Below are 26558 nucleotides of genomic sequence, written 5' to 3'. Positions count from 1 at the left end.
ACCATGGCCGTACCGACCGGCACCCTGCACCTGGCCGCCGCCATCGACGGCGACGGGCGGTACCAGGCGCCGTACTACGTGGAGCTCGCCCGCCTCGCCGAGGAGGGCATGCTCGACTTCATCACCCTGGACGACACCTTCGGCCCGCCGGGGCCGGGCCGGGGCAGGCTCGACGCGCTCGCCGTCCTCGCGCGTGTCGCGCCCGCCACCGGGCGGATCGGACTGGTGCCGACCGTCACCACCACCCACACCGAGCCGTTCCATGTCTCCTCCGCCGTGGCCACCTTGGACTGGGTCAGCCGCGGCCGGGCGGGCTGGCGGGTCGAGGTGTCGGCGACGGAGGCGGAGGCCCGGCTGGTGGGCCGCCGCCCCGCCGCGCCCGCCGGGGAGCTGTGGGCCGAGGCGGGGGAGGTCGCCGATGTGGTGGCCCGGCTGTGGGACAGCTGGGAGGACGACGCCGAGATCCGTGACACCGCCACCGGCCGCTTCATCGACCGCGACAAGCTGCACTACGTGGACTTCGAGGGCGCGCACTTCTCGGTGCGCGGCCCGGCCATCGTGCCCCGGCCGCCGCAGGGCCACCCGGTGGTGGCCGTCGCCGCCACCGACCCGGTGACCTGGCAGACCGCGGCCCGACACGCCGATGTGGTGTACGTCCGCGCCACCTCCCCGGAGGAGGCGGGACGCATCCGCGACGAGCTCAAGCGCCGCGCGGTGGCGCACGGCCGGGAGGCCGGGTCGCTCACCGTGCTCGCCTCCGTCGCCGTGGACCTGGCCGATGGGGAAGGCGCGCCCGGGACCGCCCCGGCCGTGAACGCGCCGATCGCGCCGGCCGACACGCCGGGCGGACCTCCGCTGTACCGCGGGGGACCGGCCGGGCTCGCCGAACTGATCACCGGCTGGCACACCGCCGACGCGGTGGACGGCTTCCACATCACCGCCGTCGACCCACGCCATGACCTGGAACGTTTCGTCAACGGCACCGTGGCGCTGCTCCAGCACCGAGGGCTGTTCCGCACCTTCTATCCCGGTGCGACACTCCGCGACCACCTGGGGCTTTCCCGTCCGGCCGGCCGCTACGCACTGGAGCGGGAGGCCGCCCGATGAGCAGGCAGCACCGGCAGATCCATCTCGCGGCCCACTTCCCGGGCGTCAACAACACCACCGTCTGGACGGATCCCCGGTCCCGAAGCCAGATCGACTTCTCCTCCTTCGCACACCTGGCGCGCACCGCCGAGCGCGGGCTGTTCGACTTCTTCTTCCTCGCCGAGGGGCTGCGGCTGCGCGAGCACAACGGCCGGATCCACGACCTCGACGTGGTCGGCAGGCCCGAGTCGATCACCGTGCTGAACGCGCTCGCCGCCGTCACCGAACGGCTGGGGCTGGCCGCCACCGTCAACGCCACGTTCAACGAACCGTACGAACTGGCCCGCCGGCTGGCCTCCCTGGACCATCTCAGCGGGGGCCGCGCCGCCTGGAACGTGGTCACCTCCTCCGACGCCTTCACCGGCGAGAACTTCCGGCGCGGCGGCTTCCTGGACCGGGCCGACCGCTACACCCGGGCCGCCGAGTTCGTCGCCATCGCCCGTGAGCTGTGGGACTCCTGGACGCCGGACGGCACGCCCCGCCCGTTCGCCCACACCGGCCGGCACTTCACCATCGACGGCGAGTTCGGCGTGCCACGCTCACCGCAGGGCCATCCGGTGGTGATCCAGGCCGGGGACTCCGACGAGGGCCGGGAGTTCGCCGCCTCCGCCGCCGACATCATCTTCACCCGGCACGGCTCGCTGGAGGCCGGGCGCGCCTTCTACGCCGACGTCAAGCGGCGGCTCGCGCCGTACGGGCGCGCCCCGGAGGAGCTGAAGATCATGCCCGGGGTGACCCTGGTCCTCGGCGACACCGCGGCCGACGCCCAGGAGAAGGCCGCCGAGATCCGGCTCCAGCAGGTCTCGCCGCAGACCGCGCTGCTCACCCTGGAACAGATCTGGGGTGTGGACCTGTCCGGCTACGACCCGGACGGGCCACTTCCGGACATCGACCCCGACCCCGACTCGCAGTTGACCCAGGGCCGGGTGCGGCATGGCGATCCGCTGGCCGTCGCCGCTAAGTGGCGGGCGCTGTCGGAGGAGAAAGGGCTGTCCATCCGGCAGACCGTCATCGAGGCGAACGGGCGTCAGTCGTTCATCGGCACCCCGGAGGCGGTCGCCGCGCAGATGGCGGAATTCGTCGCCGCCGACGCCGCCGACGGCTTCATCCTCGTACCCCATCTGACCCCCGGCGGGCTCGATGACTTCGTGGACCGGGTGGTGCCGCTGCTCCAGGAGCGGGGGGTGTTCCGCACCGCGTACACCGGTACGACACTCCGTGACCACCTGGGACTTCCCTATCCGGGGGAGCGGGGCTGAGCGGCTTCGCACCGGCCCGGCCGCGGGGAGGTGACCGGCCGGCGCCATAGCGGAACCCGATCGCCCGCGCGTCCGTCTCAGGGGTTACCCAGGGGATGGGAGCACAAGCCCCGGCGGCCTGAACCCGCCGGGGCTATGTGGCGTGTGCCCGACGGCTGTTCCGAATTGTCCTCTTGCGCGGTCTGCCCGCGGCCACGAATACTTCCGGAAGCGCTTGTCAGGGGCACGCCGAATCGGTCATATCGGTGTGCTCATTGACTGCGCCTCACGGGCCTGCCCACCCAGGCGGACCCCCGATTCCCCCGGAGGAAGAGTTGAGGATCAAGCGCAACGCCCCCCACGGCAAGCAGGCGAGACGCATCGCCCTGATCGCCGCGACCTCCGCCCTGGTGGCCGGAGCGGCACTCGCCGCCCCCGCCGCCTACGCCGGAAGCGACGGCGCCCGCACCTTCAGTGCGGCGGAGGCCAAGTCGGCGAGCAACGCCGTCCTCGAGGCCGATGTCGCGGGCACCGCCTGGTATGTCGACAAGGCGACCAACAAGCTCACGGTCACCGCCGACAGCACGGTGTCCCAGAGCGAGATAGCCAAGATCAAGAACACCGCCGGCGCGAGCGCCGACGCGATCGAGATCAAGCGGACCCCCGGCAAGATTCAGAAGCTGATCTCGGGCGGAGACGCGATCTACGCGAGTAGCTGGCGCTGCTCCCTCGGCTTCAACGTGCGCAACAGCAGTGGGGCCAACTACTTCGTCACCGCCGGTCACTGCACCGACGGTGCGGGCACCTGGTGGTCGAACTCCGGCCACACCACCACCATCGGCCCGACGTCCGGCTCCAGCTTCCCGACCAACGACTACGGTCTGGTCCGGTACAGCGGCTCGGTCACCCCCCAGGGCACCGTCGGCAGCCAGGACATCACCTCGGCCGCCAACCCGACCGTGGGCCAGACGGTCACCCGGCGCGGCTCCACCACCGGCATCCACAGCGGCCGGGTCACCGCGCTGAACGCCACGGTCAACTACGGCAATGGCGACATCGTCTACGGCATGATCCAGACCACGGTCTGCGCCGAGCCGGGCGACAGCGGCGGCCCGCTCTACGCCGGCTCCACCGCCCTCGGCCTCACCTCCGGCGGCAGCGGCAACTGCACCTCCGGCGGCACCACGTTCTTCCAGCCGGTCGTCGAGGCGCTGAACGCGTACGGTGTGAGCGTCTACTGATCGGCGCCGTCCCTTCGCTGATCATCTCCGCGTCAGGCTGAACGAGAGCCCCCGTCCGGGCCACCGGGCGGGGGCTCTCCGCGCCTTCGGGCAGGGCCCCTGGGTGGGCCTTTCCATGCCACCGGAAGGGGCTGTTCCGCGGCCCTCCCCACTGTCCGACGGGCGGACTATCGTGGACATGTATCCCATGAGGGGCATTGTTCGCGATACGGACGGCAGGTGGCCGTGATGGTCGATGCGCTCGTGACATTGATAGTGGTACTCGCTTGCCTCGGCGCCCTTGGCGTGCTGGCCGCGGCCCGGGTGGTCAAGCAGTACGAGCGGGGTGTGGTCTTCCGGCTCGGGAGGCTGCGCTCGGATATCCGGGGGCCCGGGTTCACCATGATCACTCCGATGGTCGACCGGCTCCAGAAGGTCAACATGCAGATCGTGACGATGCCCGTGCCCGCCCAGGAGGGCATCACCCGGGACAACGTGACCGTGCGGGTCGACGCCGTCGTCTACTTCAAGGTCGTGGACCCGGCCGAGGCGCTCATCGCGGTCGAGGACTACCGCTTCGCCGTCTCCCAGATGGCCCAGACCTCGCTGCGGTCGATCATCGGAAAGAGCGATCTGGACGATCTGCTCTCCAACCGGGAGAAGCTCAACCAGGGCCTCGAGCTCATGATCGACAGCCCGGCCGTCGGCTGGGGCGTCCATATCGACCGGGTGGAGATCAAGGACGTCTCGCTGCCGGAGACCATGAAGCGGTCGATGGCCCGCCAGGCGGAGGCGGACCGGGAGCGCCGTGCCCGGGTCATCAACGCGGACGCGGAGCTGCAGGCGTCGCGGAAGCTGGCCGAGGCCGCCGCCCAGATGGCCGACACCCCCTCGGCCCTCCAGCTGCGGCTGCTGCAGACGGTGATGGCGGTCGCCGCCGAGAAGAACTCCACGCTGGTGCTGCCCATCCCGGTCGAGCTGCTGCGCTTCCTGGAGCGGGGCGCACAGGAGATCCCGGCCGCGGCCCGGGCGGAGGGCGAGACGGAGGGCGGCGCTCCGGCCGCCGCCCCGGAGCGGGAGGCCGCGCCCGCGCGGCCGGCCCAGCCCGCCCGGCAGGCGATGCCCACGCTCACCGAGCGCGAGCCGGAGCCGCATGCCGTGGACCGGTGAAGTGAAGCCCGCCGCTCCCGCCGGAGGTGATCTGATCCGCCAAGAGGATCCGCCAAGAGGGCTCTCGCCGGAGGGACTTCGGCAGGGGATCCACGCGGGGTTGATTCGTCCGGTTTGACGTCCTGTCCGGATACCTGATTCGGTGCCCGTACACCCAGAAGGTGTGCGGGCACCGCCATGTCCGGACATGAGGCCGCGGGGTAAATTTCACGCCCATGACGTGAACGCACCCTTGTGCGCGGCCGGTGGTGGTGGGAATACTCGGCGGCGCAATTTGGCATGGACGCGCCCCTGAGTGGGGAGAAGCGCCATGTCACTACGCCCTCCGGGCCCTGGCACCCCACTGCCGTCGGGCCCAACCCCCCACTGGAAGGCAGAGACTTGAAGCACCGCCGCATACCCAAGCGTCGTGTCGCCATAGCCGGAGCCGGCATCGCGGCCCTGGTCGCCACGGGCATCACCCTGCAGAGTGCCAACGCCGCCCCCGGTGAGACCCAGCCCGACACCCTCTCGGTCGGCGCCGCCGGAAAGCTCGCCCACACCCTCACCTCCTCGCTCAAGAGCGACACGGCGGGTGCGTACTACGACGCCAAGACCAAGAAGCTCGTCGTCAACGTGGTCAACAAGGGCATCGTGGACAAGGTCCGGGACGCCGGAGCCGAGGTCAAGGTCGTCAAGCACACCCTGGCCGAGCTGAGCAAGGCGCGTCAGACGCTCAAGGAGAAGGCCACCATCCCCGGCACCTCCTGGTCGGTGGACCCCAGAAGCAACAAGGTCGTCGTCACCGCGGACAGCTCCGTCAAGGGCGCCCGGATGGCCACTCTCGACAAGGTCGCCGACGCGCTGGGCGACAAGGTCGAGGTGAAGCGCTCGGCCGGTAAGTTCTCCACCTTCATCGCCGGTGGCGACGCCATCTGGGGCGACGGCGGGCGCTGCTCGCTGGGCTTCAACGTGGTCAAGGGCGGCCAGCCGTACTTCCTGACCGCCGGTCACTGCACCGAGGCCATCAGCAGCTGGTCGGACTCGCAGGGCGGCGAGGAGATCGGCACCAACGAGGGCAGCGACTTCCCCGGTAACGACTACGGGCTGGTGAAGTACACCAAGGACACCGACCACCCGAGCGCGGTCGACCTCTACAACGGCAGCACCCAGGCCATCTCCAAGGCCGGTGACGCCACGGTCGGCCAGAAGGTGACGCGCAGCGGTTCCACCACCCAGGTGCACGACGGCGAGGTCACCGGCCTCAACGCGACCGTCAACTACCAGGAGGGGACGGTCGAGGGGCTGATCCAGACCACCGTCTGCGCCGAGCCCGGCGACAGCGGCGGCGCGCTCTTCGCGGGCGACACGGCCCTGGGTCTGACCTCCGGCGGCAGCGGTGACTGCTCCTCGGGTGGCGAGACCTTCTTCCAGCCGGTGCCGGAGGCGCTGCAGGCGTTCGGCGCCGAGATCGGCTGACCTGGGACGCGTTTCGCTCCCGCGGTCCGCTCCATGTGAACAAGAGCAGGCCCCCGGACACCCGTGGACGGTGTCCGGGGGCTTTCCCTTTGCCACGCTCAGCCTTGTCGTACTCATCGCTGTGCTCGGCGGTCGTTCAGCCGGTCAGAGCCCGAGGTCGGACGGTCAGAACTCGAAGACCATCGTCGGGGCCGCGCTCTTGAAGCAGTTGTTCGCGAAGGTGTGCTCGTACGACACCCGGCGGCCGTCCCAGATCCCCTCGGCGGTGACCGTGATGGGGTGCCACTCCTTGGTGCACACCCGGCCGGGCTCCGCGCCGGTGCGCAGCTGGCCGAACGTGCCGCCCACGGAGCGGAGTTCGGCGCATGCCTTGGCGGGAGCCGGGTGGGTGCCGGTGGCGGTGGGACGACAGCTCAGTGTCACCGCTCGCTGGACCTCGGCCGTGGCCCCGTCGGCCCCCCAGCCGACGGTGAGGACCAGCGCGGAGGGCGGGTACAGGCTCTGCGGCTTGGCGGGCTGGGCGCTGGCCGTGCCGCTCGTGCCGATCCCCAGCACGGCGCTTACGGCCAGAGCGGCTCCGAGCCCGATCACCCCAGTAGTCTTCCGCATTTCGAACACTCCCTTGCTCGTCGTTGCAGATACCGGACGGAGTCTTACGCGGTGCGCGTCAGGAACGCACGTCGATCGAGCACTTCCGGTCGCTACAAGTAGTCGTTCGGTGGCTTATTGTCGCGTGCGGGAGATGGCCGGGCGCGGAACGCCGCGTGGCGACCGGGTGCGCGACAGCGCGCGGATTGCGCCCCTCAGGGGACCTGGTGCCGTTTCGCGCCCCCGGTGGAGGGCGTGCTCAGCGAGGTGCCCGAGGTGCTCAAATCGATTCAAGGGCGCTCAGGTGAGCGATCCCGGGTGATGTCCATGATGCCTCTGGGGCGAGGGCTGCCGCATGCCCCGCTGGAGCGAGAACCCGCCAGGGCAAGCTGACCGGTGTCGGCCGCTAGTCCAGCTCTCCGCTCAGGGCCCCGGACTGCCGGCCCCAGCCATAGCCGCGCCCCACGCGCAACCGCAGCACCAGCCGCCGCTCGGCCACCATCGAGGTGCGGAACTCCTCCCAGTCCGGATGGTCGCCCTGGATCGCGCGGTAGACCTCCACCAGCTCATCGGCGGTGGCGTCATGGGGGTCGGCGACGACCGGCGTCAGCTCGGCGTCGCCCTCGGTGACCAGATAGGAGGAGTGGTCCCCGCTGGTGACATAGAAGCTCGCACGCGGATCGCGGCGCAGATTGCGGGTCTTGGCGCGGTCATCGGTGACCGAGATCCGGATGAGGCGCGTCGCGGGGTCATAGGTGAAGGCGACATTGGAAAGCTGTGGCCGTCCATCGCGCTTGAGGGTGACGAGCGCGCCGGTGCGCTGCTCCCGCAGCAGATCGAGCAGGGATCCCTCCGTCATGGTGATCAGCATACGCGCGGGCCGGTGACCGGCCCATGGATGCGACCGACCGGCTTCCGCGCGTCGCGTTCACAGGGCGACACGCGGGATTAAAGGGCGTTTTAGGCGCTTATGGTGGAGAGGGAAGACGCGATCGAACCGACTCGCACGCTTGTTCGAGAATGGGGTTATGGTGGGGCGTGGGACAAGCAGGGTCGGTCAGGGGGTGTGAGCGGCGGGAGGTGCGGATGCCAGGCTTCACGCATCTGCACACCGCGTCCGGGTTCTCCATGCGGTACGGGGCCGCGCACCCGGAGCGGCTGGCGCAGCGTGCCGCCGAGCGCGGGATGGACGCGATCGCGCTGACCGACCGCGACAGCCTCGCCGGAGCGGTGCGGTTCGCCCGGGCGTGTGAGCGCGCGGGGGTGCGGCCGCTCTTCGGGGTGGACCTCGCCGTACGGAGGGAGGACCCGGAGCCGGGGCGCACCGTTCGGCGCCGTACGCCGGTGCGCGGCGGTGCGTTCATCGACGAGTCCACGCCCCGGGCGGTCTTCCTCGCCCGGGACGGCGCGGCCGGCTGGGCCGCGCTGTGCGGGCTGGTCTCCGCCGCCCACGCGGGGCTCACCCACTCCGGATCCGCCCGGACGAACGGCGACGGGCCGCCGCTGCTGCACTGGCGCGACCTGGTGAGCGACCCCGGCGCGCTCGCCCCGCTGACCGTGCTGCTCGGCCCGGACTCCGACGTCGGCCGGGCCCTGGCCGCCGGGCGCCCCGACCGGGCCGCGCGGCTGATCGCCCCCTGGCGTGAACTCTTCGGCGACGCGCTGCGGCTGGAAGCCGTATGGCACGGCCGCACCGGCACCGGCCCGGGCTCGCTGCGGCTCGCCGCCCGTACCGTCGGCTTCGCCGCCGACCAGGGCATCCCGGCCGTGCTGAGCAACGCCGCCCGCTACGCCGATCCGGCGGAGGGGCCGGTCGCCGATGTCCTGGACGCGGCCCGCCGGCTCGTCCCCATCGACCCGCGCACCCCCGGGGCGCTCGACAGCGGCGAGCGCTGGCTCAAGGGGCCCCGGGACATGGCGAAGGCGGCCGAGCGGATCGTGGAGGCGGCCGGGATGCGGCGGGATGCCGCGCACCGCCTGCTGGAGGAGACCCGGCGCACCGCCGCCGCGTGTCTGGTCGACCCCGAGGACCACATCGGCCTGGGCAGCGTCCACTTCCCCGAGCCCCGGCTGGTCGGGGCCGGGCGGCGGAGCGCCGAGCGGGTGCTGCGGTCGCGCTGCGCCGCCGCCATGGTGCTGCGGGGGTACGACCGGGACCGGGTGCGCTGGGAGCGGCTCGAGGACGAGCTGCGCACCATCGAACGGCTCGGCTTCGCCTCGTACTTCCTCACCGTCGCGCAGGTCGTCGACGACACCCGGGAGCTCGGCATCCGGGTGGCCGCCCGTGGCTCGGGCGCCGGATCGTTCGTCAACCATCTGCTGGGCATCGCCCACGCCGACCCGGTGGCCAACGGCCTGCTGATGGAGCGCTTCCTGTCGGAGCGGCGCGCCGCGCTGCCCGATATCGACATCGATGTGGAGTCCGCGCGCCGGCTCGACGTCTATCGCGCGATCTTCGAGCGGTTCGGGGCGGAGCGGGTCGCGACCGTCTCGATGCCGGAGACCTACCGGGTGCGCCATGCCGTACGGGACGTGGGCGCGGCGCTCGGCATGGACCCGGCCGAGGTGGACCGGCTCGCCAAGTCCTTCCCGCACATCCGCGCCCGTGATGCCCGCGCGGCGCTCGCGGAACTGCCCGAGCTACGGGCGGTCGCTGCCGAGCAGGAACGTTTCGGCAAGCTCTGGGGCCTGGTCGAGGCGCTCGACGGGCTGCCCCGTGGCATCGCCATGCACCCCTGCGGCGTGCTGCTCTCGGACGCCGGGCTGCTGGCCCGTACGCCCATCGTGCCGACCAGCGGCGAGGGCTTTCCCATGTCGCAGTTCGACAAGGACGACGTGGAGGAGCTCGGACTGCTCAAGCTCGATGTCCTCGGGGTGCGGATGCAGTCCGCGATGGCGCACGCGGTCGCGGAGATCCGGCGGACCACCGGGCGGGTCGTGGACATCGACGACCCCGGGCAGGTCCGGCCCGGCGATCCGGCCACTTACGACCTGATCCGCTCCACCGAGACGCTCGGTTGCTTCCAGATCGAATCGCCCGGTCAGCGCGATCTCCTCGGTCGGCTGCAGCCCACCTCCTTCCACGATCTCGTGGTCGACATATCGCTCTTCCGGCCGGGCCCGGTCGCCGCCGACATGGTCCGGCCCTTCATCGACGCCCGGCACGGCCGCAAGCCCGCGCGCTATCCGCATCCGGACCTGGAGGACGCGCTGCGCGAGACCCACGGGGTCGTGGTCTTCCATGAGCAGATCATCAAGATCGTGTCGATCATGACCGGATGTGAACGGGACCTCGCCGACGAGGCGCGGCGCGCGCTGTCCAACCCCGAGCGACAGGGGCGGGTGCGGGCCTGGTTCCACGCGGAGGCGGAGAAGCGGGGTTACGCGCCGGAGGTGCGGCTACGCACCTGGGAGATCGTCGAGGCGTTTGGCTCGTACGGCTTCTGCAAGGCGCATGCCGTCGCCTTCGCGGTTCCGACGTATCAGTCCGCCTGGCTCAAGGCGCACCATCCGGCCGCCTTCTACGCCGGGCTGCTCACCCATGACCCCGGGATGTACCCGAAGCGGCTGCTGCTGGCGGACGCCCGGCGGCGCGGGGTGCCGATCCTGCCGCTGGATGTGAACCGGTCGGGCGCCGCCTATCGAATCGAACTGACGTCTGGTGATTCTCGTGACATCAGTAACAAGGAGGACAGGCGCGGCAAGGGGAACGGAGACCACATCGGTGTCCGGCTGGCACTGAGCGACGTCCACGGCATCAGCGAGGCCGAGACCGAGCGGATCGCGGCCGGACAGCCCTACTCCTCGCTCCAGGACCTATGGCTGCGCGCCCACCCCGGGCGGCCGGTCGCCGAACGGCTGGCCCAGGTCGGCGCGTTGGACGCGTTCGGCACCAGCCGCCGCGATCTGCTGCTGCAGATCGCCGAACTGCACCGGCAGCAGCGGGGCGCCGCCCGGCGCGACGCCGAGGGCCAGCTTCCGCTGGCCGAAACCGGCCCCGCCGCCCCCGCCGGGCTCCCCGGCCTCGACGCGGACGAACGCCTCGGCGCCGAACTCGGCATCCTCGGCATGGACGTCTCCCGCCATCTGATGGGTGACCACCGGGACTTCCTGGAGGAGCTGGGCGCGATTCCCGCGAAGCGGCTGCGCGACGCGCCGCACGGGGAGGTCGTGCTCGTCGCCGGCGCCAAGGCCGCCACCCAGACCCCGCCGATCCGCTCGGGGCGCCGGGTCATCTTCACCACGCTCGACGACGGTACGGGGCTGGTCGACTGCGCCTTCTTCGACGACAGCCACGCGGCGTGCGCGCACACCGTCTTCCACTCCTGGCTGCTGCTCGTACGCGGCGTGGTCCAGCGGCGCGGCCCGCGCAGCCTCAGCGTCGTCGGCTCGGCCGTGTGGAACCTCGCCGAACTGGCCCAGCTCAGAAAGGAGGGCGGCCTCGAAGCGGTCGCCGCCGAACTGGCGGGGGCGGCCCCGGAGACGGCCGAAGCGGGCTCCGACTCCGGCCGCGACTCCGACTCCGGTCGCCGTATCGAGATGCCCACCGGTTACGCCATGCACCCCTGGGCCGACCTCCAGCCCGCGGGCGACCAGGCTGCCACCGGCCGCAAGCTGTGGCATGCGAGCCCGGGGAGCGCGGGATGAACGCCGCACAGCCGCCTGCGCAGGCGGCACCCGCGCGCGGGGCCCCTTCGGCTGTCTCCGCCGAGCGCCTGGTGTACGCCGTTCCGTGCCCGGTTGCGGCGGCGTCGGCCGAACCGCCCGCACCCGAGGCGCGGGGCGATGCCCGCCCGCTCGCGCCGGGCGAGTCGTCGGCCGCGGCGGGGGAGGGCACCCCCGGTGGCCCGGGCGCGGTCTCCTCGGCCGCTCCCGCCGAGGCCCCGGCCGATGCCGCCGCGTCCGGGGGACCCGCCGGAATGCTTCCGCCCGCGCCCGGTGGTCGGGCCGACGCGCGTGGGGGTGCGGCCGTGGCGGCCGTGGCGGCTGCGGCTCGGGTGCGGGGGGAGGACGGCCGTGAGGGTTCGTCCTCCGGGCCCCCGGCCGGAGACCCGGGCGGCGCGGATTCGGCTGGGGCGAGCGGGGATTCGGCAGGGGCGAGCGCGGATTCGGCAGGGGCGAGCGCTGGGGCGAGCGGGGGTTCGGCTGAAGCCGGTGGGGGCGGCGGGGGCCGGACCCCGGACGAGGCGGGCCAAGAGGGCGAGGTGCCGCATGTGCTGTACGTGCGATTCCATCCCACGCCCGGGGAGGACGTCTACCAGGGCCTGCTCACCCTGCTCGGCGAGCTGACGCCCGTCGTCGAGGCGCTGCCGCCCGATGCCGCGTTGGCGGATGTGCGGGGTGCGCTGCGGTACTTCGGGCGGGACGCGGCGGGGCTGGCCGAGATCGTACGGGTCCGGGCGCTGGCCCGGTACGGCGTGGACTGCACCGTCGGCGTCGCCGCCAACCCCCTGCTCGCCCGCATGGCCGCCCACGAGGCCCAGGAGTCCGGCGCCCCCGCATCCAGGGGCGGCCGGTCCGGAGGCAGGTCCGGCGGTGGGTCCGGCCAAACGGCCGGGTCCGTCCGTACCGTTCCCGGCGATCCGGACGCCGTCGCCGCGTTCCTGGCGCGCAAGCCGCCCATCGCCCTGCCCGGGGTGGGGCCCGCGACCGCGCGCACCCTGAGCGCGTACGGGCTGGACAGCGCCGCGCGGATCGCCGCCGCGCCGCTGTCCACCCTGCAGCGGATCCTCGGCGCGACGACCGCGCGCCGCGTCCACGCGTGGGCGCGCGGCATCGACCCGGCGCCGGTCACCCCGAACGCCCCCGCCCGTGCGATGGGCGCGGAACACCGCTTCCGCCACGACGAGTTGGACCCCGTCCGCAGGCGCCGCGCGCTGCTCACCCTCGCCGACGGGCTCGGTGTCCGGCTGCGGACGAGTGGGCAGGTCGCGGCGGCGATCAGCGTCACCGTGCGCTACGCCGACCGCTCCACGACCACCCGCTCCCGCACCCTGACCGAGCCGACCGCGCACACCCCGGCGCTGACCGCGGCCGCGTACGCGCTGCATGACGCGCTCGGGCTGCAGCGGGCCCGGGTGCGGTCCGTGGCGCTGCGCGTCGAGGGGCTGATGGACGCCGAACTCGCCTCTCATCAGCTCACGTTCGACCCCGCGGACGAGAAGTCACGCCGGCTGGAGGCCGCCGCCGACCGGGCCCGGGCCCGCTTCGGCATCTCCGCGGTCCGGCCCGCCGGATTCCTCGACGTCGCGTAACCCGCGTAACTCACCGGTTTGTCGGGCGTCGCATGCCCCGCCGGAATCCTCGACGTCGCGTAACCTCACCAGCACCACGGATGTCGAGTAACCCCACCAGTTTCCTGGTTGTCACGTAACCCGCCGGATTCCTGGACGTCACGTGAAAAGGGTGTAAACGTTCCTTCACCGGCATATGGCTGGATGCCTTTGCTACTCGCGCGTAATTTCGATTGAGCGCACCACTTCTTGTGATCCGGATCGCAGGGCGCAGCGCAAGCGCACCGTCAGCGCACCCTCAGCGCGACTCTCTCCCCCACCAGCGAGGAGTTCATGTGATGCTGCCCCGGAGGCGTATCCGGCGATTCCGGAAGACCACGAAAACCGCGAAGTCCACGAGGACCAAGCCCCGTACGTTACTGCCCGCCCTGGCCCTCGCGGTCGCGGCGACCGCGGCGACCCCCACCGCCGCGCTCGCCACGGACACCGCGTCGCAGGGGGTGAGCAGCGGCTGGAACGACTACTCCTGCAAGCCCTCGGCCCAACATCCCCGCCCCGTCGTCCTGGTGCACGGCACTCTCGGCAACTCCGTCGACAACTGGCTCGGCTTCGCGCCCTACCTGGTCAAACGGGGTTACTGCGTCTTCTCCCTCGACTACGGCCAACTGCCCGCCGTGCCGTTCTTCCACGGTCTCGGGGCGGTCGACCAGTCGGCGAAGCAGCTCTCCACCCATGTGGACCGGGTGCTCGCCGCCACCGGCGCCGCCAAGGTCGACATGGTCGGGCATTCGCAGGGCGGGATGATGCCCCGCTACTACCTCAAGTTCCTCGGTGGCGCGCCGAAGGTGAACGCCCTGGTCGGCATCGCCCCCACCAATCACGGCACCACCCTGTCCGGGCTGACGAAGCTGCTGGACTACTTCCCCGGGGTCGGCGATCTCATCGCCAAGGGCGCCCCAGGGCTGATGGACCAGGTGGTCGGCTCGGACTTCCTGCGGCGCCTCAACGAGGGCGGCGACACCGTCCCCGGAGTGCGCTACACCGTCATCGCGACCAAGTACGACGAGGTCGCCACCCCCTACCGGGCGCAGTTCCTCTCCGGTCCGAACGTCAAGAACGTGGTGATCCAGGATCTGTGCGCGACCGATATCTCCGAGCATCTGGCCATCGGCCTGACCGACGGTCTGGCCTTTCATGAGGCCGTCAATGCCCTCGATCCGGATCACGCCACCCCGACCACCTGTGCGTCGGACGACTGACGCTTGACAAGGGGGGCCGACCCCGCCGCCCCTGAGCCGGGCGGCGGGGCCGCCCTTCGCCGGGCGGCAGGACGGGGTTCAGCGCGACGGGGTTCAGCGCGGCGGACGGCTCCCGAGACCGCTCCGGCCCTTCTGGGGCGAGGGTGCGATCACCCTGGAGGAGACGCTGGAGGCGCTCCATTCCCGCAGCTGGGTGACCCGCGCCGCCGACCGCGGCCCCGACGGGCTGACGGGCGACCAGTACCTGGAGACGGTGCGGGTGCTGAGCCGCATGGCCGCGAACCTCGAACGCGCCGAAGGGTGTCCTTCCGGGGCGCCGGTCGGCCCGGTGGTCGTCCGATTGCTCTCGTCCGAATTACTCGGCGACGAGCTCGACCTCGAGGTTGCCCCTGGTCGCCTTGGAGTACGGGCACACCTGGTGCGCCTGCTCGACCAGCTTGCGGCCGGTCTCGTTCTCCAGGTCGCTCGGCAGCTCGACGCGCAGCGTCACCTTGAGGCCGAAGCCGCCGTCCGCCTCGTCCTTGCCGATGCCGACCTCGGCGGTGACGGAGATGTCCTTGGTGTCGACCTTGGTCTGGCGGCCGACGAGGCCCAGCGCGGACGCGAAGCAGGCGGCGTAGCCCGCGGCGAAGAGCTGCTCGGGGTTGGTGCCCTGGCCGTTGCCGCCGAGGGCGGGCGGCATGGCGAGCGGCAGATCGAGCTGTCCGTCGGAGCTCACGGCCCGGCCGTCGCGTCCGTTGGCAGTGGCCACCGCGGTGTAGATCGCGTCCATGAAGACCATCCCTCTCGTGTTCAGGCAAGTCGGTGAGGCGGGGGCTCGGGGTGGCCCCGCCTTCGAGCAGAAGTACAGCACACAATTAAGTTGTGCACAACTAAAGGGTACGCTGTACACATGTCACACCAGTCCGACCGCACCACCGACCCCACGACCGGGAGCACCGACCCCGAGCCGCCGTCCGCCGATGAACTGCTCCGGCTCGACCGGCAGCTCTGCTTCTCCCTGCATGCCGCCTCGCGCGCCTTCGACGGCCTCTACCGCCGGGTGCTGAGCGACACGGGGCTGACCTATCCGCAGTACCTGGCCATGCTGGTGCTCTGGGAGTACGGGGAGATGCCGGTCAAGCGGCTGGGGGAGTTCCTGCGGCTTGACTCGGGTACCCTCTCGCCGCTGCTCAAGCGGATGCAGACGGCCGGACTCGTCCAGCGCGAGCGCAGCGCACACGACGAGCGCTCGGTCACGGTCCGGCTGACAGCGGAGGGGACGGCGCTGAAGGAGCGTGCGCAGGGCGTACCCCTGAAGGCGATCGAGGCCAGCGGCCTCGGCCTGGAGGAGGCGGTGGACCTGCAGGCCCGGGTGCGGCGGCTGACGGCGGCCCTCGACGCGGCGCTGGCCGACGAGGAAGCGTAGGCGGAGGAGAACGAGGCGGGGGAGAGGCGGGGGAAAGGGGAAGAGCCGGTCCCGGGGGTGCCGTCAACCTCCCCGGAACCGGCTCGCTTCGATCGGCCGCGGTGACGGCCTCAGCGGTGGCCTACGCCTCAGCGGTGGCCTACGGCCTCAGCCGCGGCCTACGGCCTCAGCCGCGGCCGCGGCCTACGGCCTTGCGGCGGTTGGCGGCGGCGAACAGCACGGCCGCGCCGACGGCCAGGACCGCGGCGCCGCCGATGGCCATGGGGGCGGTGGATCCGTCGCCCCCGGTCTCGGCGAGACGCTGCCCGTCGGCGGCGCTCCCGTCCTGCGGTTCGTCGTGCGCGGCCATGACCTTGGCGCTCTTGGCCTCGGGCTGGTTCGCCTCCGTGCCCTTCTCGTCCGCCGCCTTCGGCTGATGGCCGGCCTCGGCGCCGTCGTCACCGCCGTGGCCGTGGTGATCGACGGTCGACTTCTCGGCGCCCTTCGCTATCTGCGCGTCATTGGGCGCGGCGGCGGTGGGTGCGGAACTCGCGCTCGTCCCGGCTCCCTTGGCCGCCGCGGCTCCGCCTCCGCCGAAGGTCACGTCCGAGCAGGTGTAGAACGCCTCCGGGCTGTCCGAGCGCTGCCAGACGCTGTAGATCAGATGGCGGCCCGACTTGTTGGGGACGTTCCCCGTAAAGACGTAACTCCCGTCCTTCAGCGTGGGATCGGTGACCTTGGCGAACGGCTCCGCCTCCAGGTCCGCCCAGGTCAGCGGCTTCGTCGGGTCGTAGCCGTCCTTGGTGACGTACAGCTCGAAGCTGCCCCGGTGGGGTGCGGTGGCCCGGTAGGTGAAGGTGTGCTCACCGGCCGTCATGGCGGTGGCGGGCCAGTCGGCGCGCGGCAGGTCCAGGCCCTTGTACTTGTCGCGGCCGGCGCTGCACAGCTTTCCGTCCGGGATGATCTCCTTGTGGCGCCCGGCGGCGTCCGGGATGTTGACCTCGTTCCAGTCGTAGAGCGCCTGGGTGCCGCCCGCCTGGACGGCCGCCTTGCAGGCCGCCGAGTCCGGGCTCTCCGGCCCCTCCGCGAAACACGCCGACACCCGGCTGACCGGGTCCTGCATCGAACCGTGCGCGGTGGCCGGGTCCGCGTTCAGCGCCGTGAGGGCGAGCGGCACCACGCCGAGCACTGCGAGCCGGGCGGTTCTGCGGTGAGCGGTCGCACGAGCGGTCATCGTCGGGGACTCCTTCGGTGGGGGACGCGCTGGGAGGTCACGCGGTTGGGGGGTGACGCGCAGCACGCTAGCCCCGCCCAGCGGCTCTCCCGCCGGTCTTATGGCGCCGTTAAGGAGCAGCTCAGGCAGAGCTGAGACTGGGCCGGTTCCGGGGGTACCCGAGGTGATCGCTCGCCGATGATTGCGGGGGGTCGGTGGCGTGGAAGGGTGACACGTATGACCGCAACGAACTCTCCCCGTGGCGCCGCCCGCGCCTCGGCCCGTGAGCTGATCGAGGCCATCGTCGACCCCGGTAGCTGGCACGGCTGGGACGAACCGGTGGAGATCACCACGGACGACCCCGACTACCGGGCCGACCTGGAGCGGGCACGTGAGCGCACCGGGCTGGACGAGTCGGTCATCACCGGTGAGGGCCGTATCGAGGGGCGCAGGGTGGCGCTGGTCGCCTGCGAGTTCCGCTTCCTGGCCGGCTCGATAGGGGTCGCCGCGGGGGAGCGGCTGGTACGGGCCGTGGAGCGGGCCACGGCGGAGCGGCTGCCCCTGCTCGCGGCCCCGGCCTCGGGCGGCACCCGGATGCAGGAGGGCACGGTCGCGTTTCTGCAGATGGTGAAGGTGGCCGCGGCGATCACGGACCACAAGGCGGCGGGCCTGCCGTATCTCGTCCACCTCCGTCACCCCACGACCGGCGGCGTCCTCGCCTCCTGGGGCTCCCTCGGCCATGTCACCGCCGCCGAGCCGGGTGCCCTCATCGGCTTCATGGGTCCGCGGGTGCATGAGGCCCTGTACGGGGAGGAGTTTCCGCCCGGTGTGCAGAACGCCGAGAACCTGATGAACCACGGCCTGATCGACGCGGTCCTCCCGCTGAGTCGCCTGTCGGTCGTGGCGGCCCGGGTGCTGCGGGTTCTCTGCGCGGGCGGGCCCGCCCCGGCCTCAGACCCTGAGACGGAACGGGTCAACGCGGCGTCCGACAGCACGGGGCCGGAGGCCGCTGTGCCGTCGGCGGAGATGTCGATACGGGCTTCGCGGCGGGCCGAGCGGCCCGGGGTGCGGGATCTGTTGCGGGTCGCCGCCGAAGACGTGAGTCCGCTCAGCGGTACGGGGGCCGGGGAGCACGATCCCGGGTTGTTGCTCGCGCTCGCCCGGGTCGGCGGGACGCCCTGCGTCGTCCTCGGTCACAACCGGCGCAGCGCCCGCGAAGGCGATACGGCCGAGGGGCCGGGGGAGGGGCAGGCGCTGGGCCCGGCGGGCTTGCGGACCGCGCGGCGCGGGATGCACATCGCCGCCGAGCTCGGGCTGCCACTGCTCACCGTCATCGACACCGCGGGCGCCGCGCTCAGCCGTGAGGCCGAGGAGGGCGGGCTCGCGGCGGAGATAGCGCGCTGCCTCGCCGACATGGTGACCCTGCCCGCGCCCACCCTCTGCCTGCTGCTCGGCCAGGGCGCCGGCGGCGCCGCGCTCGCGCTGCTGCCCGCCGACCGGGTCGTGGCCGCGCGCCACGCCTGGCTGTCACCGCTGCCGCCGGAGGGCGCGTCCGCGATCCTCCACCGCACGACGGAGCGGGCGTACGAGGTCGCCGCCCGCCAGGGCGTACGCTCCGCCGACCTTCTCGCCCAGGGCATCGTCGACCGCGTCGTGGAAGAGGATGCCTCCGATTCGGAGGACGGCTCCCGTGCCGGGGACGCCTCCCGCGCCCCCGACGCCTTTCTCGGCCGCCTCGGCCATCTCCTCGGCGCCGAACTCGCCGCCCTCCGCGCGCAGGACCCGGACGAGCGGCTCGCCGCGCGCCGCGTCCGTCATCGGCGCATCGGGCTACCCCGTTGACGCCGCCCGTTGACGGTTGTTGACGGCTAATCAGGGCCAAACGGGCGGACCGGCACGCCGAATTAGCGGTCTTAGGCATGCCTAACCTAATCTCGGGCCGTGAACGAGAATGATCTCGACGCGGCGTCACGGCCGTCCTCTTCCCCTGCCCTCGGGGGCTCCTCGGCCGCCCCGGTCCCGGCCCCTTCGGCCGCCCGGGCGGCCCCCTCGCCGCCGCCCCGGCTCCACCTCCTGGCCCTCAACCCCACCGACTCCGTCACCGAGGGCTTCCTCCCCGCGGCGGCCCGGCTCGGTCTGGCGGTCACCCTGCTCACCGACCAGCCCGAGGCCCATGAACGCGCCTACGGCAACGGACGGCAGGACCACGCGTTCCCCGCGCTCGACATCGTCCCCTGCGACGTACGGGACTTCGCCGAGGTCATCAGCCGTATCGCCGCCGACGGCCGCCCCGGCGCCGTCTTCACCAACAGCGACCACCTCCAGGCCCAGGCCGCCCTCGCCGCCGAGTACTTCGGCCTCCCGGGCAAGGACTGGCGCGCCGCGCTGCGCACCAAGAACAAGGCCGAGCTGCGCCGCGCCCTCGCCGCCGCGGGCCCGGACGCCGCCGACCCCGTCTGGTCCACCGAACTCGCCACCGGACAGGAACCCGCCACCCTCGCCGGACTCGACGCGCCCTACCCCTGCGTGGTCAAACCGCGCGAGGGCGTGGCCAGCGAGGACGTCGTCCTCGTCGCCGACGCCGACGAACTCGTCCGGCGCTGCGCCGAGATACGGGCCCGGCGGCCCGGAGCGGCCCTGGTCGTCGAGGAGTTCCTGGAGGGCGAGCTGCGCACCCTCGAAACCCTCGGCGACGGCCGCACCCTCCACGTCCTCGGCGGCTTCCGCACCGAGCTCTCGCCGACCCCGCACTTCGTCGAGGAACGGCTGCGCCTGCTGCCCGCCCCGCCCCCGCAGCCGCACACCGATCAGGTGCTGGCGCAGTTGCGCGCGCTGGGCGTCGGCTTCGGCGTGTGCCACACCGAGTACGTCGTCCAGGGTGACCGGGCCCGCCTCATCGAGGTCAACTACCGTGCCATAGGCGACCAGTGCGACCTCGTCCTCGCCGAACTCCTCGGCATCCCCCTTTTCGAGCACATCCTCCGTACGCACCTGGGCGAGCCGCTGCCGAACGACCTCGGCGCGCGCACCGACGGCAGGGTTCGCATGGAGTACGTCCTGGCCGACCGCGCCGGGCGGCTCGCCTCCGCCCCTCCGGCGAGCGTGACCGAGCGCGACGGCGTACGACTGGACTACCGGCCGCTGCGCGGGGTCGGCGAGGAACACCCGCTCCACCGCACCAATCGGGACTTCCTCGGCGTGCTCCGGGCCACCGGCACCGACCAGGGGCGGATCGACGCGGCGGTGGCGCAGTTCCTCGCGGCCCACCGATGGGAGATCGTGTGACAGAGGAAGAGGAGCTTCTCGGACGGGTGCTCGACACGCTCCTCCGAGAGGACGCCTACAAGCTGCGCAGCCGCGCCACCCCGGAACGGCGCGCCGACGGCGACTGGCTGCGCATCGCGCTCGAGGGGGGCGAAAGCGTGCTGCTGCCGGTGGAACCCGAGGGCTTCCAGTGCGATATCCGTGCCCGTCGCCGCCCCCTGCGGCTGTGCGCTCCCGCGACCGCCGAATGGAGCCCGGCCGATCGGGCCGATGCCGAACCGGCCGACGCCGAGCCGCCGTCCGCGTGCGGCCCGGCCGGCGAGTCCGGGGACTGTGCCCCGGCCGAACGGCCGCTCACCGGCCTCGCCCCCGTCCTCGCGCGCCTCCGGGCCGCCGTGCCGGACGAGGACCGGCCGCTGTACGACGTCTTCGTGACCGAGTGCCGACAGGCCCTCGATGCCATGCGGCTGCACACCCGCATCCGCCCCGCCGTCGTCGCCGAGCTGGCCGCGCGCCACGGCGAGGGGCGGTGGACGGGGATGCGCGGGGCGGTCGCGTACGACACGCTCGCCGCCTTCCGGGACCACCCGGTCTACCCGACCAGCCGGGGCCGGGCCGTCTTCACCGAGGACCAATTGCGCGCCCACGCCCCCGAGTTCCACCCCACCTTTCCGCTGCGCTGGCTCGTCCTTCCGCGCGAGGCGGTGGGGGGTGACCCGGCGCGGCTGCCCGCCTGGTGGCCGACGCCCACCCAACTCGGCCTCGGAAGCGGGCGGCGGCCCTCCGACGCGCGGCGGCTGGCCTTCCCCGTGCATCCGCTCACCGTCGGCCGCCCGCTGGAGGCCGCGCTCCGCGCGGCCGGGCTCGACGGCGAGGCCCGGCTCGCGGACCGCCCTCTGCTGGACGTACGGCCCACCCTCTCCATGCGGACCGTGGCCGTCGCCGACGACCCCCTCGTCCACCTCAAACTGCCGCTCACCACCTCCACCCTGGGGATGCGCAACCGGCGCTCGGTCAAACCCGGCACGCTGATCGACGGCGAGGTGGCGCAGCGCCTGGTGGAGGCGGTGATCGCGCGCGAGCCGCGCTTTGGCGCGACCGTGCTGCTCGCCGACGAGACCACCCACCTCCACGCCGGACACGAACTGCTGGCCGCGCTCGTACGCCGCTGCCCGCCCGGTCTGGAGAACGCCACGATCGTGCCGCTGGCCGGGCTGCTCGCCCCCGCCCCGGACGGCACGCTCGTCATCGACGGGCTCGCCGGGCGCCACTACAGCGGGGATGTCCTCGCCCTGCTCGACGACTACCTCACCCTCCTGTTCGACTTCCACACCACCCTCTTCGCGTACGGCATCGCGCTGGAGTCCCATCAGCAGAACATCTCGCTGGTCTTCGAGGGCGGGGGTGACAACGGTGGTGCCGTGCCCCGGCTGCGGCTGCTCATCAAGGACCACGACGGCCCCCGCGTGCACGCGATACGGCTCGCCGCCATGGTCGGCGGAGGGCCGGCCGCCGACCTGTGCGGATTCGACGACCGCAGAATCCTGACGTCCGGCGACGGGCCGGTGGCCGATGTGTTCACCACCATCACCGTCCATCTGTGCGCCGCCGCCCCCGTCTTCGAACTCGCCCGCCTCGGCCGGGCCCCGCTCGACACCCTGCTGCGGCGGCTGCGCGACCGGCTCACCGACGCCGTCGACCGGCTCGCCGTCACCCGGCCCGGTGCCGCCGCCGCGCTGTTGCGGCGGCGGGTGCTGGAGGCGGATCGGCTGCCGGTCAAGGCGATGGTCACCGCCGGCACCTTGTTCACCAAGGAGCGCTCCGGCGCCGCGGACATCAACAAGCACTACGTCACCGGGCCCAACTATCTGCTGCGGGGAAGCGGCAGATGACCGCCGCGCCCCTCCTGCCGTTACCGCCAGGCCCCTCCTGCCCCTCTCTTCTCCGCACCCGCTGGAGCCGCCCCATGCCCATGACCTCCTCGCCCGCCGCGACAGTGGCCTCCGCCGACCACGCCACCGCCCACACCCTGCTCAACTGTCTGCTCCGCGAGGTGTCGGGGCCGGAGCACCAGACCGTCGTGGCCGATGGCCGGCTGCGGCTGAGGCTGCCGCGCTGTGGGGTGCTGTTGCGCGTCGGGCTGCGGCGCACCTCCCTCATCGGGGCGCACCGCTTCACCGGGCCGGTCAGCGAGCAGCGCGAGGGCGGTTGGACCGAGGTGTCCTGGCGCGAGCTGGCCGAGCGCATCCGCCGGGAGCTGGAGCTGCGCACGGGCGTGCACAACGACGAGTTCCTGGACCAGGTCGCCTCCAGCCACGCGGGCATGACGGCGGCTTTGGCGGCTCTGGAGGGCCGGGAAGCTCTGGAGGACCGGGACGCACCGCCCGTGAGCGGCGGCGCCCCGGACCCTTACCTCGCCTCCGAACAGTCCCTGCTCTTCGGCCACCGCTTCCACCCCACCCCCAAGGCCCGCACCGGCAGCGCCGACTCCTGGGCGCGGTTCGCCCCCGAGGCCGGGGCCCGCTTCCCGCTGCACCACCTCGCGGTACGTCAGGAGTACGTACGCGAGGAGTACGTCGGCCAGGAATCCGTGAGTCCCGGAGCCCTCGGCGCGCTCGACCGGCAGGGCGCCGTCCCCGAGGGCTACCGGCTGCTGCCCGCGCACCCCTGGCAGTACGCGATGCTGCGCGAGCACCGTCTGCTGCGGGCGGCCATCGCCCGGGGCGACGTGCTGGACCTCGGGCCCGGCGGCGCGGAGTTCGCGCCCACCGCGTCCGTCCGCACGCTCTACGACGGCCGGGACTTCCTCAAGTTCAGCCTCAATGTGCGGATCACCAATTGCCTGCGCAAGAACGCCGACTACGAGCTGTCCGGCGCCGTCGCCCTGACCCGGCTGCTGGAGCCGGTCGCCGCCGATCTCGCCGCCCGCTTCCCCGGCTGCGAGCTGCTGCGTGAACCCGCCTACCGGACGCTGGACCTCGGCGGCGACCAGCAGCTCATCGAGGGCTTCGGGGTGATCGTCCGCGAGGGGCTGGCCGCCCGGCTGCGGCCGGGGCTGACCGCGCTGCTCGCGGCGGCCGTCGCCGATGAGTACCCGACCAGCGGCGCCCAGATCTCCCGGCTCCTCCCCGATGTCGGCCCCGACCGGCTCTCCGCGTGGTGGCAGGCGTATCTCCACCTTCTCGTACCGCCCGTACTGGCCGCCTACTTCGACCACGGCGTGGTCCTGGAACCCCACCTCCAGAACGTCCTCATCGGCGTCGACCCCGCCGACGGCACCCCCCGCCAGGTGCTCTTCCGCGATCTGGAGGGCACCAAGCTGGTGCCCGAGCGGCACACCGCCGCGCTCGCCGCGCTGCCCGAGGCGGTGGCCCGCCCGCTGACGTACGAGCGCGAGCACGGCTGGGACCGGGTGGTGTACTGCCTGCTGGTCAACCACATCGCCGAGATGGTGGCCGCCCTCGCCGACCGCTGTCCGCGTCTGGAGCCCGCGCTGTGGTCGGCGGTCCGCCGGGTGCTGTGCGAGCGCTCGGCGGCCCATGACCACCCGCCGGCGCTGCGCGCCCTCGTGGCGGGCGTGCCGCTGCCCGCCAAGGCCAACCTGCTGACCCGCTGGGCTCGTCGGGCCGACCGCCACGCGGGCTATGTCCGTATCGCCAGCCCGCTCGCCTCCGCCCTGCTGTCCGAGGCGGCGCATGTGTCGGAAGCGGCCCATGTGTCCGAAGAGGCCCACCTCATCCACCAGCCCGGGAGCAGCCGTTGATCACCCCTGCCGTCCGTACCCTCGCCACGGAGCTGACCGGCGACGACCTTCCCGCCTACGTCTACGACCTGACCGCGCTCCGCGCGCACGTGCGGGCCGTACGGGACGCGCTGCCGCCGGGCCTCGAGCTGTACTACGCCGCGAAGGCCAACCCGGCGCCCGCCATCCTCCGGGCCCTCGCGCCCCACGTCACCGGGTACGAGGTCGCCTCCGGCGGTGAGGCGGAGCATGTCCGCGCGGCCGTGCCCGGCGTGCCGCTGGCCTTCGGCGGGCCGGGCAAGACCGAGGGGGAGCTGCGGCGGGCGCTGGCGCTGGGCGTGGAGCGGTTCCATGTGGAGAGCGAGCAGGAGCTGCGGCTGCTGGCCTGGGTGGCGCAGGACGCGGGGGTCCCGGACGTGGACGTCCTCCTGCGCGTCAATCTCCCGGTGGCCGGTGACGAGCTGGGCGGCGCGGCGCTCGCCATGGGCGGCCGCCCGAGCCCCTTCGGCCTCGACCCCGAGGCCGTGGAGCGCTGCCTTCCGCTGCTCTCGGCGGACTCCGGCAGTCCCCTGCGCCTGCGCGGCATCCATGCCCATCTCGCCAGCGGCCTCGACGCCCCCGCGCAGGTCGCCGTGGCCGCCGCGATCGCCGACTGGGCGGCGAAGCTGTCCGAACGCCACGGCCTGGGCCTCATCGAGGTGAACGTCGGCGGTGGGATGGGCGTGGACTACGCCCATCCCGACCGCCGCTTCGACTGGGTCGCCTACGGCCAGGGCATGGCCGATCTCGCCCTCCGCCACCCCGGCCTGACCCTGCGGATCGAGCCCGGCCGGGCGCTGACCGTCTACTGCGGCTGGTACGTCACCGAGGTGCTGGACATCAAGCACAGCGGTGGCGAGGCGTTCGCGGTGGTGCGCGGCGGCACCCACCACCTCCGCACCCCCGCCACCAAAAAGCACGACCAGCCGTTCCAGGTGCTCCCCATGGACACCGGGGACACCTGGACCCGGCCCTGGGCGCGCCCGGCCGTACGGGCGGAGCCGGTCACGCTGGTCGGCCAGCTCTGCACCCCCAAGGACGTGCTGGCCCGCCGGATCCCGGTCCCGGAGCTACGGGTGGGGGACCGGGTCGCCTTCGCGATGGCGGGTGCGTACGCGTGGAACATCTCGCATCACGACTTCCTGATGCACCCCCGGCCGGGCTTCCACTACCTGGAGGAATGAGGGTGGAAAACGGTCACTCGGCGGGCCGGGGCTCGCCCCGGTAGGTGCCGAAGGACCACTTGTTGCCCTCCGGGTCGGCGATGGCGAACTCACGGCTGCCGTACGGCTGGTCCTCGATCGGCCGGAGCACCCGCACTCCGGCCGCCGTGAGCCGTTCGTACAGCGCGTCGACGTGGTCGGTGACGACGTACCCCCCGAAGGTGCCCGGCTCCAGGCACCAGCTCTTGGTGGCCGGGTCGTACGAGCCGAGCATGATGCCGCCGCCCTCGGGCCAGTCGAGCTGGGCATGGGCGACGCGGTCCTCGTCCTGGTAGACGGCCGTGCGCACAAAGCCGACCGTGTCGACCAGGAAGTCGATCAGGGCGACGGAGTCATGGGCCTGGAGCGTGGGCCAGACGGCCGGATCACGCGACTGTTTCCGCTGCTCTTGCTGCTGGTTCGGTGCGGTGTTCATGGGCTCTACTCTTCGCCGTAGAGCTGCCCACCGGCTTGGATATTCCGGCACTCTTCGGCCAACCAGGCGGTCGGGCTCACCCCGGTGTACTGACGGAAGTCGCGCACCAGGTGGGAGTGGTCGAAGTAGCCGCACTCGGCGGCGACCCGGGCCAGGTCCGGCGCCCGGCCCACCGCCACGGACCGCACCACCGTGTTTCTGGCGTGCTGGAAGCGCATCAGCCGCGCCGCCTGCTTGGGGCTCAGCCCCGTCTCGGCCCGGAACACACTGGTCAGCCGGCGTGGGCTGAGCGCCACATGGTCCGCCAGACCCGTCAGCGTCCCGGCCCCGCGATGCCGGGCCAGCCACGTCCACGCCTCGGCGACCTCGTTGCGCACCGGCGCCCCGTCCTCGCCCGCCGCCGCGCGCTCCCGCAGATACGTGCCCAGCGTGGCGAACCGGTCCTCCCACGTTCGCTGCTCGCAGAGCCGCTCCCGCACCTCGGCGGCCCGCTTGCCCAGCACCTCCGACCCGGAGGTGACCAGCTCGGAGGTGAGTGCCCCGGCCGGAAGTCCCAGCAGCGTGCGCGCCGCCAGCGGATGCACCGCGAGCTGCACCCCGGCCTCGCTTCCGGCCTGGGCGATATACGCGGGCTGCTGGTGCAGACCGCCGACGACGATCTCCGTCCGCGAGGCACCGGGCCCCCGCGCCTGCTCGGGCGTGACGCCGCCGACGACGGGGCCCTCCAGCGAGAAGATCAGCGTCAGGTAGGGGGAGGGCAGCCCCCGGTGCAGCGTCGGCGGTATCCCCTCGGAGCGGTAGCCGACGGCGGTCACCACCATCCCGCCGAGCCCCTGCCCGAGCCCGGCCCCGGCCCGCACGAACTCGTGGCTGCTCATGCGGCCAGTATCACCCTGCGGGTGGGCTCGCCCGCAGGGGTCGGCCATGTTGCGAGATCGCCCCGGCCGCCTGCGGAGCAGGCGG

The 26558-nt window shown here is 72.6% G+C and carries 20 protein-coding genes; 14 read left to right on the top strand and 6 right to left on the bottom strand.

Annotated elements, in window-relative coordinates; genetic code table 11:
• Positions 1-3: 3 nt before the first annotated feature.
• The 5 genes from BLV72_RS05670 (at position 4) to BLV72_RS05650 (ending at position 6232) form a co-directional block, all read left to right on the top strand.
• Positions 4-1107, top strand: a complete 1104-nt coding sequence (locus tag BLV72_RS05670; RefSeq protein ID WP_093460700.1) for an LLM class flavin-dependent oxidoreductase — start codon at positions 4-6, stop codon at positions 1105-1107.
• Complete coding sequence (locus tag BLV72_RS05665; RefSeq protein ID WP_093460698.1) at positions 1104-2405, top strand: NtaA/DmoA family FMN-dependent monooxygenase; 1302 nt, start codon at positions 1104-1106, stop codon at positions 2403-2405. The genes BLV72_RS05670 and BLV72_RS05665 overlap by 4 nt, the downstream gene beginning before the upstream one ends.
• A gap of 314 nt (positions 2406-2719) precedes the next feature.
• Positions 2720-3625 carry a S1 family peptidase gene (locus BLV72_RS05660; RefSeq protein ID WP_093460697.1) on the top strand — a complete coding sequence of 302 codons (906 nt, stop codon included), beginning with the start codon at positions 2720-2722 and terminating at the stop codon, positions 3623-3625.
• A gap of 228 nt (positions 3626-3853) precedes the next feature.
• Positions 3854-4774, top strand: coding sequence for a slipin family protein (locus BLV72_RS05655; protein ID WP_093470187.1), 921 nt, complete (start codon positions 3854-3856; stop codon positions 4772-4774).
• A gap of 381 nt (positions 4775-5155) precedes the next feature.
• Positions 5156-6232 (top strand): S1 family peptidase, encoded by a 1077-nt coding sequence (locus BLV72_RS05650; protein WP_093460695.1) that lies wholly within the window; start codon positions 5156-5158, stop codon positions 6230-6232.
• Between the two features lie 165 nt (positions 6233-6397).
• Here the strand turns inward: BLV72_RS05650 and BLV72_RS05645 are convergent, their stop codons facing one another.
• Complete coding sequence (locus tag BLV72_RS05645; protein WP_093460694.1) at positions 6398-6841, bottom strand: subtilase-type protease inhibitor; 444 nt, start codon at positions 6839-6841, stop codon at positions 6398-6400.
• 385 nt (positions 6842-7226) lie between these two features.
• Complete coding sequence (locus BLV72_RS05640; RefSeq protein ID WP_244320673.1) at positions 7227-7679, bottom strand: PPOX class F420-dependent oxidoreductase; 453 nt, start codon at positions 7677-7679, stop codon at positions 7227-7229.
• A gap of 227 nt (positions 7680-7906) precedes the next feature.
• Between BLV72_RS05640 and BLV72_RS05635 the strand changes: the two genes are divergently transcribed.
• The 3 genes from BLV72_RS05635 to BLV72_RS05625 all read left to right on the top strand — a co-directional run bounded on the left by BLV72_RS05635 (position 7907) and on the right by BLV72_RS05625 (position 14312).
• Positions 7907-11467, top strand: coding sequence for a DNA polymerase III subunit alpha (locus tag BLV72_RS05635; protein WP_093460690.1), 3561 nt, complete (start codon positions 7907-7909; stop codon positions 11465-11467).
• Positions 11468-12033: 566 nt separating this feature from the next.
• Positions 12034-13074 carry a DNA polymerase Y family protein gene (locus tag BLV72_RS05630; RefSeq protein WP_244320672.1) on the top strand — a complete coding sequence of 347 codons (1041 nt, stop codon included), beginning with the start codon at positions 12034-12036 and terminating at the stop codon, positions 13072-13074.
• 317 nt (positions 13075-13391) lie between these two features.
• Complete coding sequence (locus BLV72_RS05625; RefSeq protein WP_208905553.1) at positions 13392-14312, top strand: esterase/lipase family protein; 921 nt, start codon at positions 13392-13394, stop codon at positions 14310-14312.
• Positions 14313-14667: 355 nt separating this feature from the next.
• Here the strand turns inward: BLV72_RS05625 and BLV72_RS05620 are convergent, their stop codons facing one another.
• Positions 14668-15084: an organic hydroperoxide resistance protein gene (locus tag BLV72_RS05620; RefSeq protein WP_093470183.1), complete on the bottom strand. Its 417-nt coding sequence runs from the start codon at positions 15082-15084 to the stop codon at positions 14668-14670.
• A 120-nt stretch (positions 15085-15204) separates the two neighbouring features.
• Between BLV72_RS05620 and BLV72_RS05615 the strand changes: the two genes are divergently transcribed.
• A complete protein-coding gene (locus BLV72_RS05615; RefSeq protein ID WP_093460687.1) occupies positions 15205-15720 on the top strand; it encodes a MarR family winged helix-turn-helix transcriptional regulator in 516 nt (171 codons plus the stop codon).
• A 166-nt stretch (positions 15721-15886) separates the two neighbouring features.
• On the opposite strand, the gene BLV72_RS05610 is transcribed toward BLV72_RS05615, so the two are convergent.
• Positions 15887-16933 carry a lytic polysaccharide monooxygenase auxiliary activity family 9 protein gene (locus tag BLV72_RS05610; RefSeq protein WP_093460685.1) on the bottom strand — a complete coding sequence of 349 codons (1047 nt, stop codon included), beginning with the start codon at positions 16931-16933 and terminating at the stop codon, positions 15887-15889.
• Positions 16934-17149: 216 nt separating this feature from the next.
• Here BLV72_RS05610 and BLV72_RS05605 point away from each other — a divergent pair, with 216 nt between their 5' ends.
• The 5 genes from BLV72_RS05605 to BLV72_RS05585 all read left to right on the top strand — a co-directional run bounded on the left by BLV72_RS05605 (position 17150) and on the right by BLV72_RS05585 (position 25141).
• Positions 17150-18754: a carboxyl transferase domain-containing protein gene (locus BLV72_RS05605; protein WP_093460684.1), complete on the top strand. Its 1605-nt coding sequence runs from the start codon at positions 17150-17152 to the stop codon at positions 18752-18754.
• 231 nt (positions 18755-18985) lie between these two features.
• Positions 18986-20197, top strand: a complete 1212-nt coding sequence (locus BLV72_RS05600; RefSeq protein WP_093470182.1) for an ATP-grasp domain-containing protein — start codon at positions 18986-18988, stop codon at positions 20195-20197.
• The gene (locus tag BLV72_RS05595; RefSeq protein WP_093460682.1) at positions 20182-22068 is read left to right on the top strand and encodes an IucA/IucC family protein; all 1887 of its coding nucleotides are present in this window, start codon (positions 20182-20184) and stop codon (positions 22066-22068) included. The genes BLV72_RS05600 and BLV72_RS05595 overlap by 16 nt, the downstream gene beginning before the upstream one ends.
• Positions 22069-22142: 74 nt before the next feature.
• The gene (locus BLV72_RS05590; protein WP_093460680.1) at positions 22143-23939 is read left to right on the top strand and encodes an IucA/IucC family protein; all 1797 of its coding nucleotides are present in this window, start codon (positions 22143-22145) and stop codon (positions 23937-23939) included.
• Positions 23936-25141, top strand: coding sequence for a type III PLP-dependent enzyme (locus BLV72_RS05585; RefSeq protein ID WP_093460678.1), 1206 nt, complete (start codon positions 23936-23938; stop codon positions 25139-25141). Before BLV72_RS05590 ends, BLV72_RS05585 begins: the two co-directional genes overlap by 4 nt.
• 13 nt (positions 25142-25154) lie before the next feature.
• Here the strand turns inward: BLV72_RS05585 and BLV72_RS05580 are convergent, their stop codons facing one another.
• Both BLV72_RS05580 and BLV72_RS05575 read right to left on the bottom strand, forming a co-directional pair.
• Entirely contained in the window at positions 25155-25595 is a 441-nt protein-coding gene (locus BLV72_RS05580) for a VOC family protein (RefSeq protein WP_093460676.1), read from the bottom strand.
• Between the two features lie 5 nt (positions 25596-25600).
• The gene (locus tag BLV72_RS05575) at positions 25601-26473 is read right to left on the bottom strand and encodes an AraC family transcriptional regulator (RefSeq protein WP_093460674.1); all 873 of its coding nucleotides are present in this window, start codon (positions 26471-26473) and stop codon (positions 25601-25603) included.
• Positions 26474-26558 lie beyond the last annotated feature (85 nt).

It is taken from the genome of Streptomyces melanosporofaciens (assembly GCF_900105695.1).
GTDB classification, from domain to species: domain Bacteria; phylum Actinomycetota; class Actinomycetes; order Streptomycetales; family Streptomycetaceae; genus Streptomyces; species Streptomyces antimycoticus.
The sequence above is the reverse complement of the archived record's forward strand: the minus strand, read 5'-3'. Positions and strand labels throughout refer to the sequence as shown.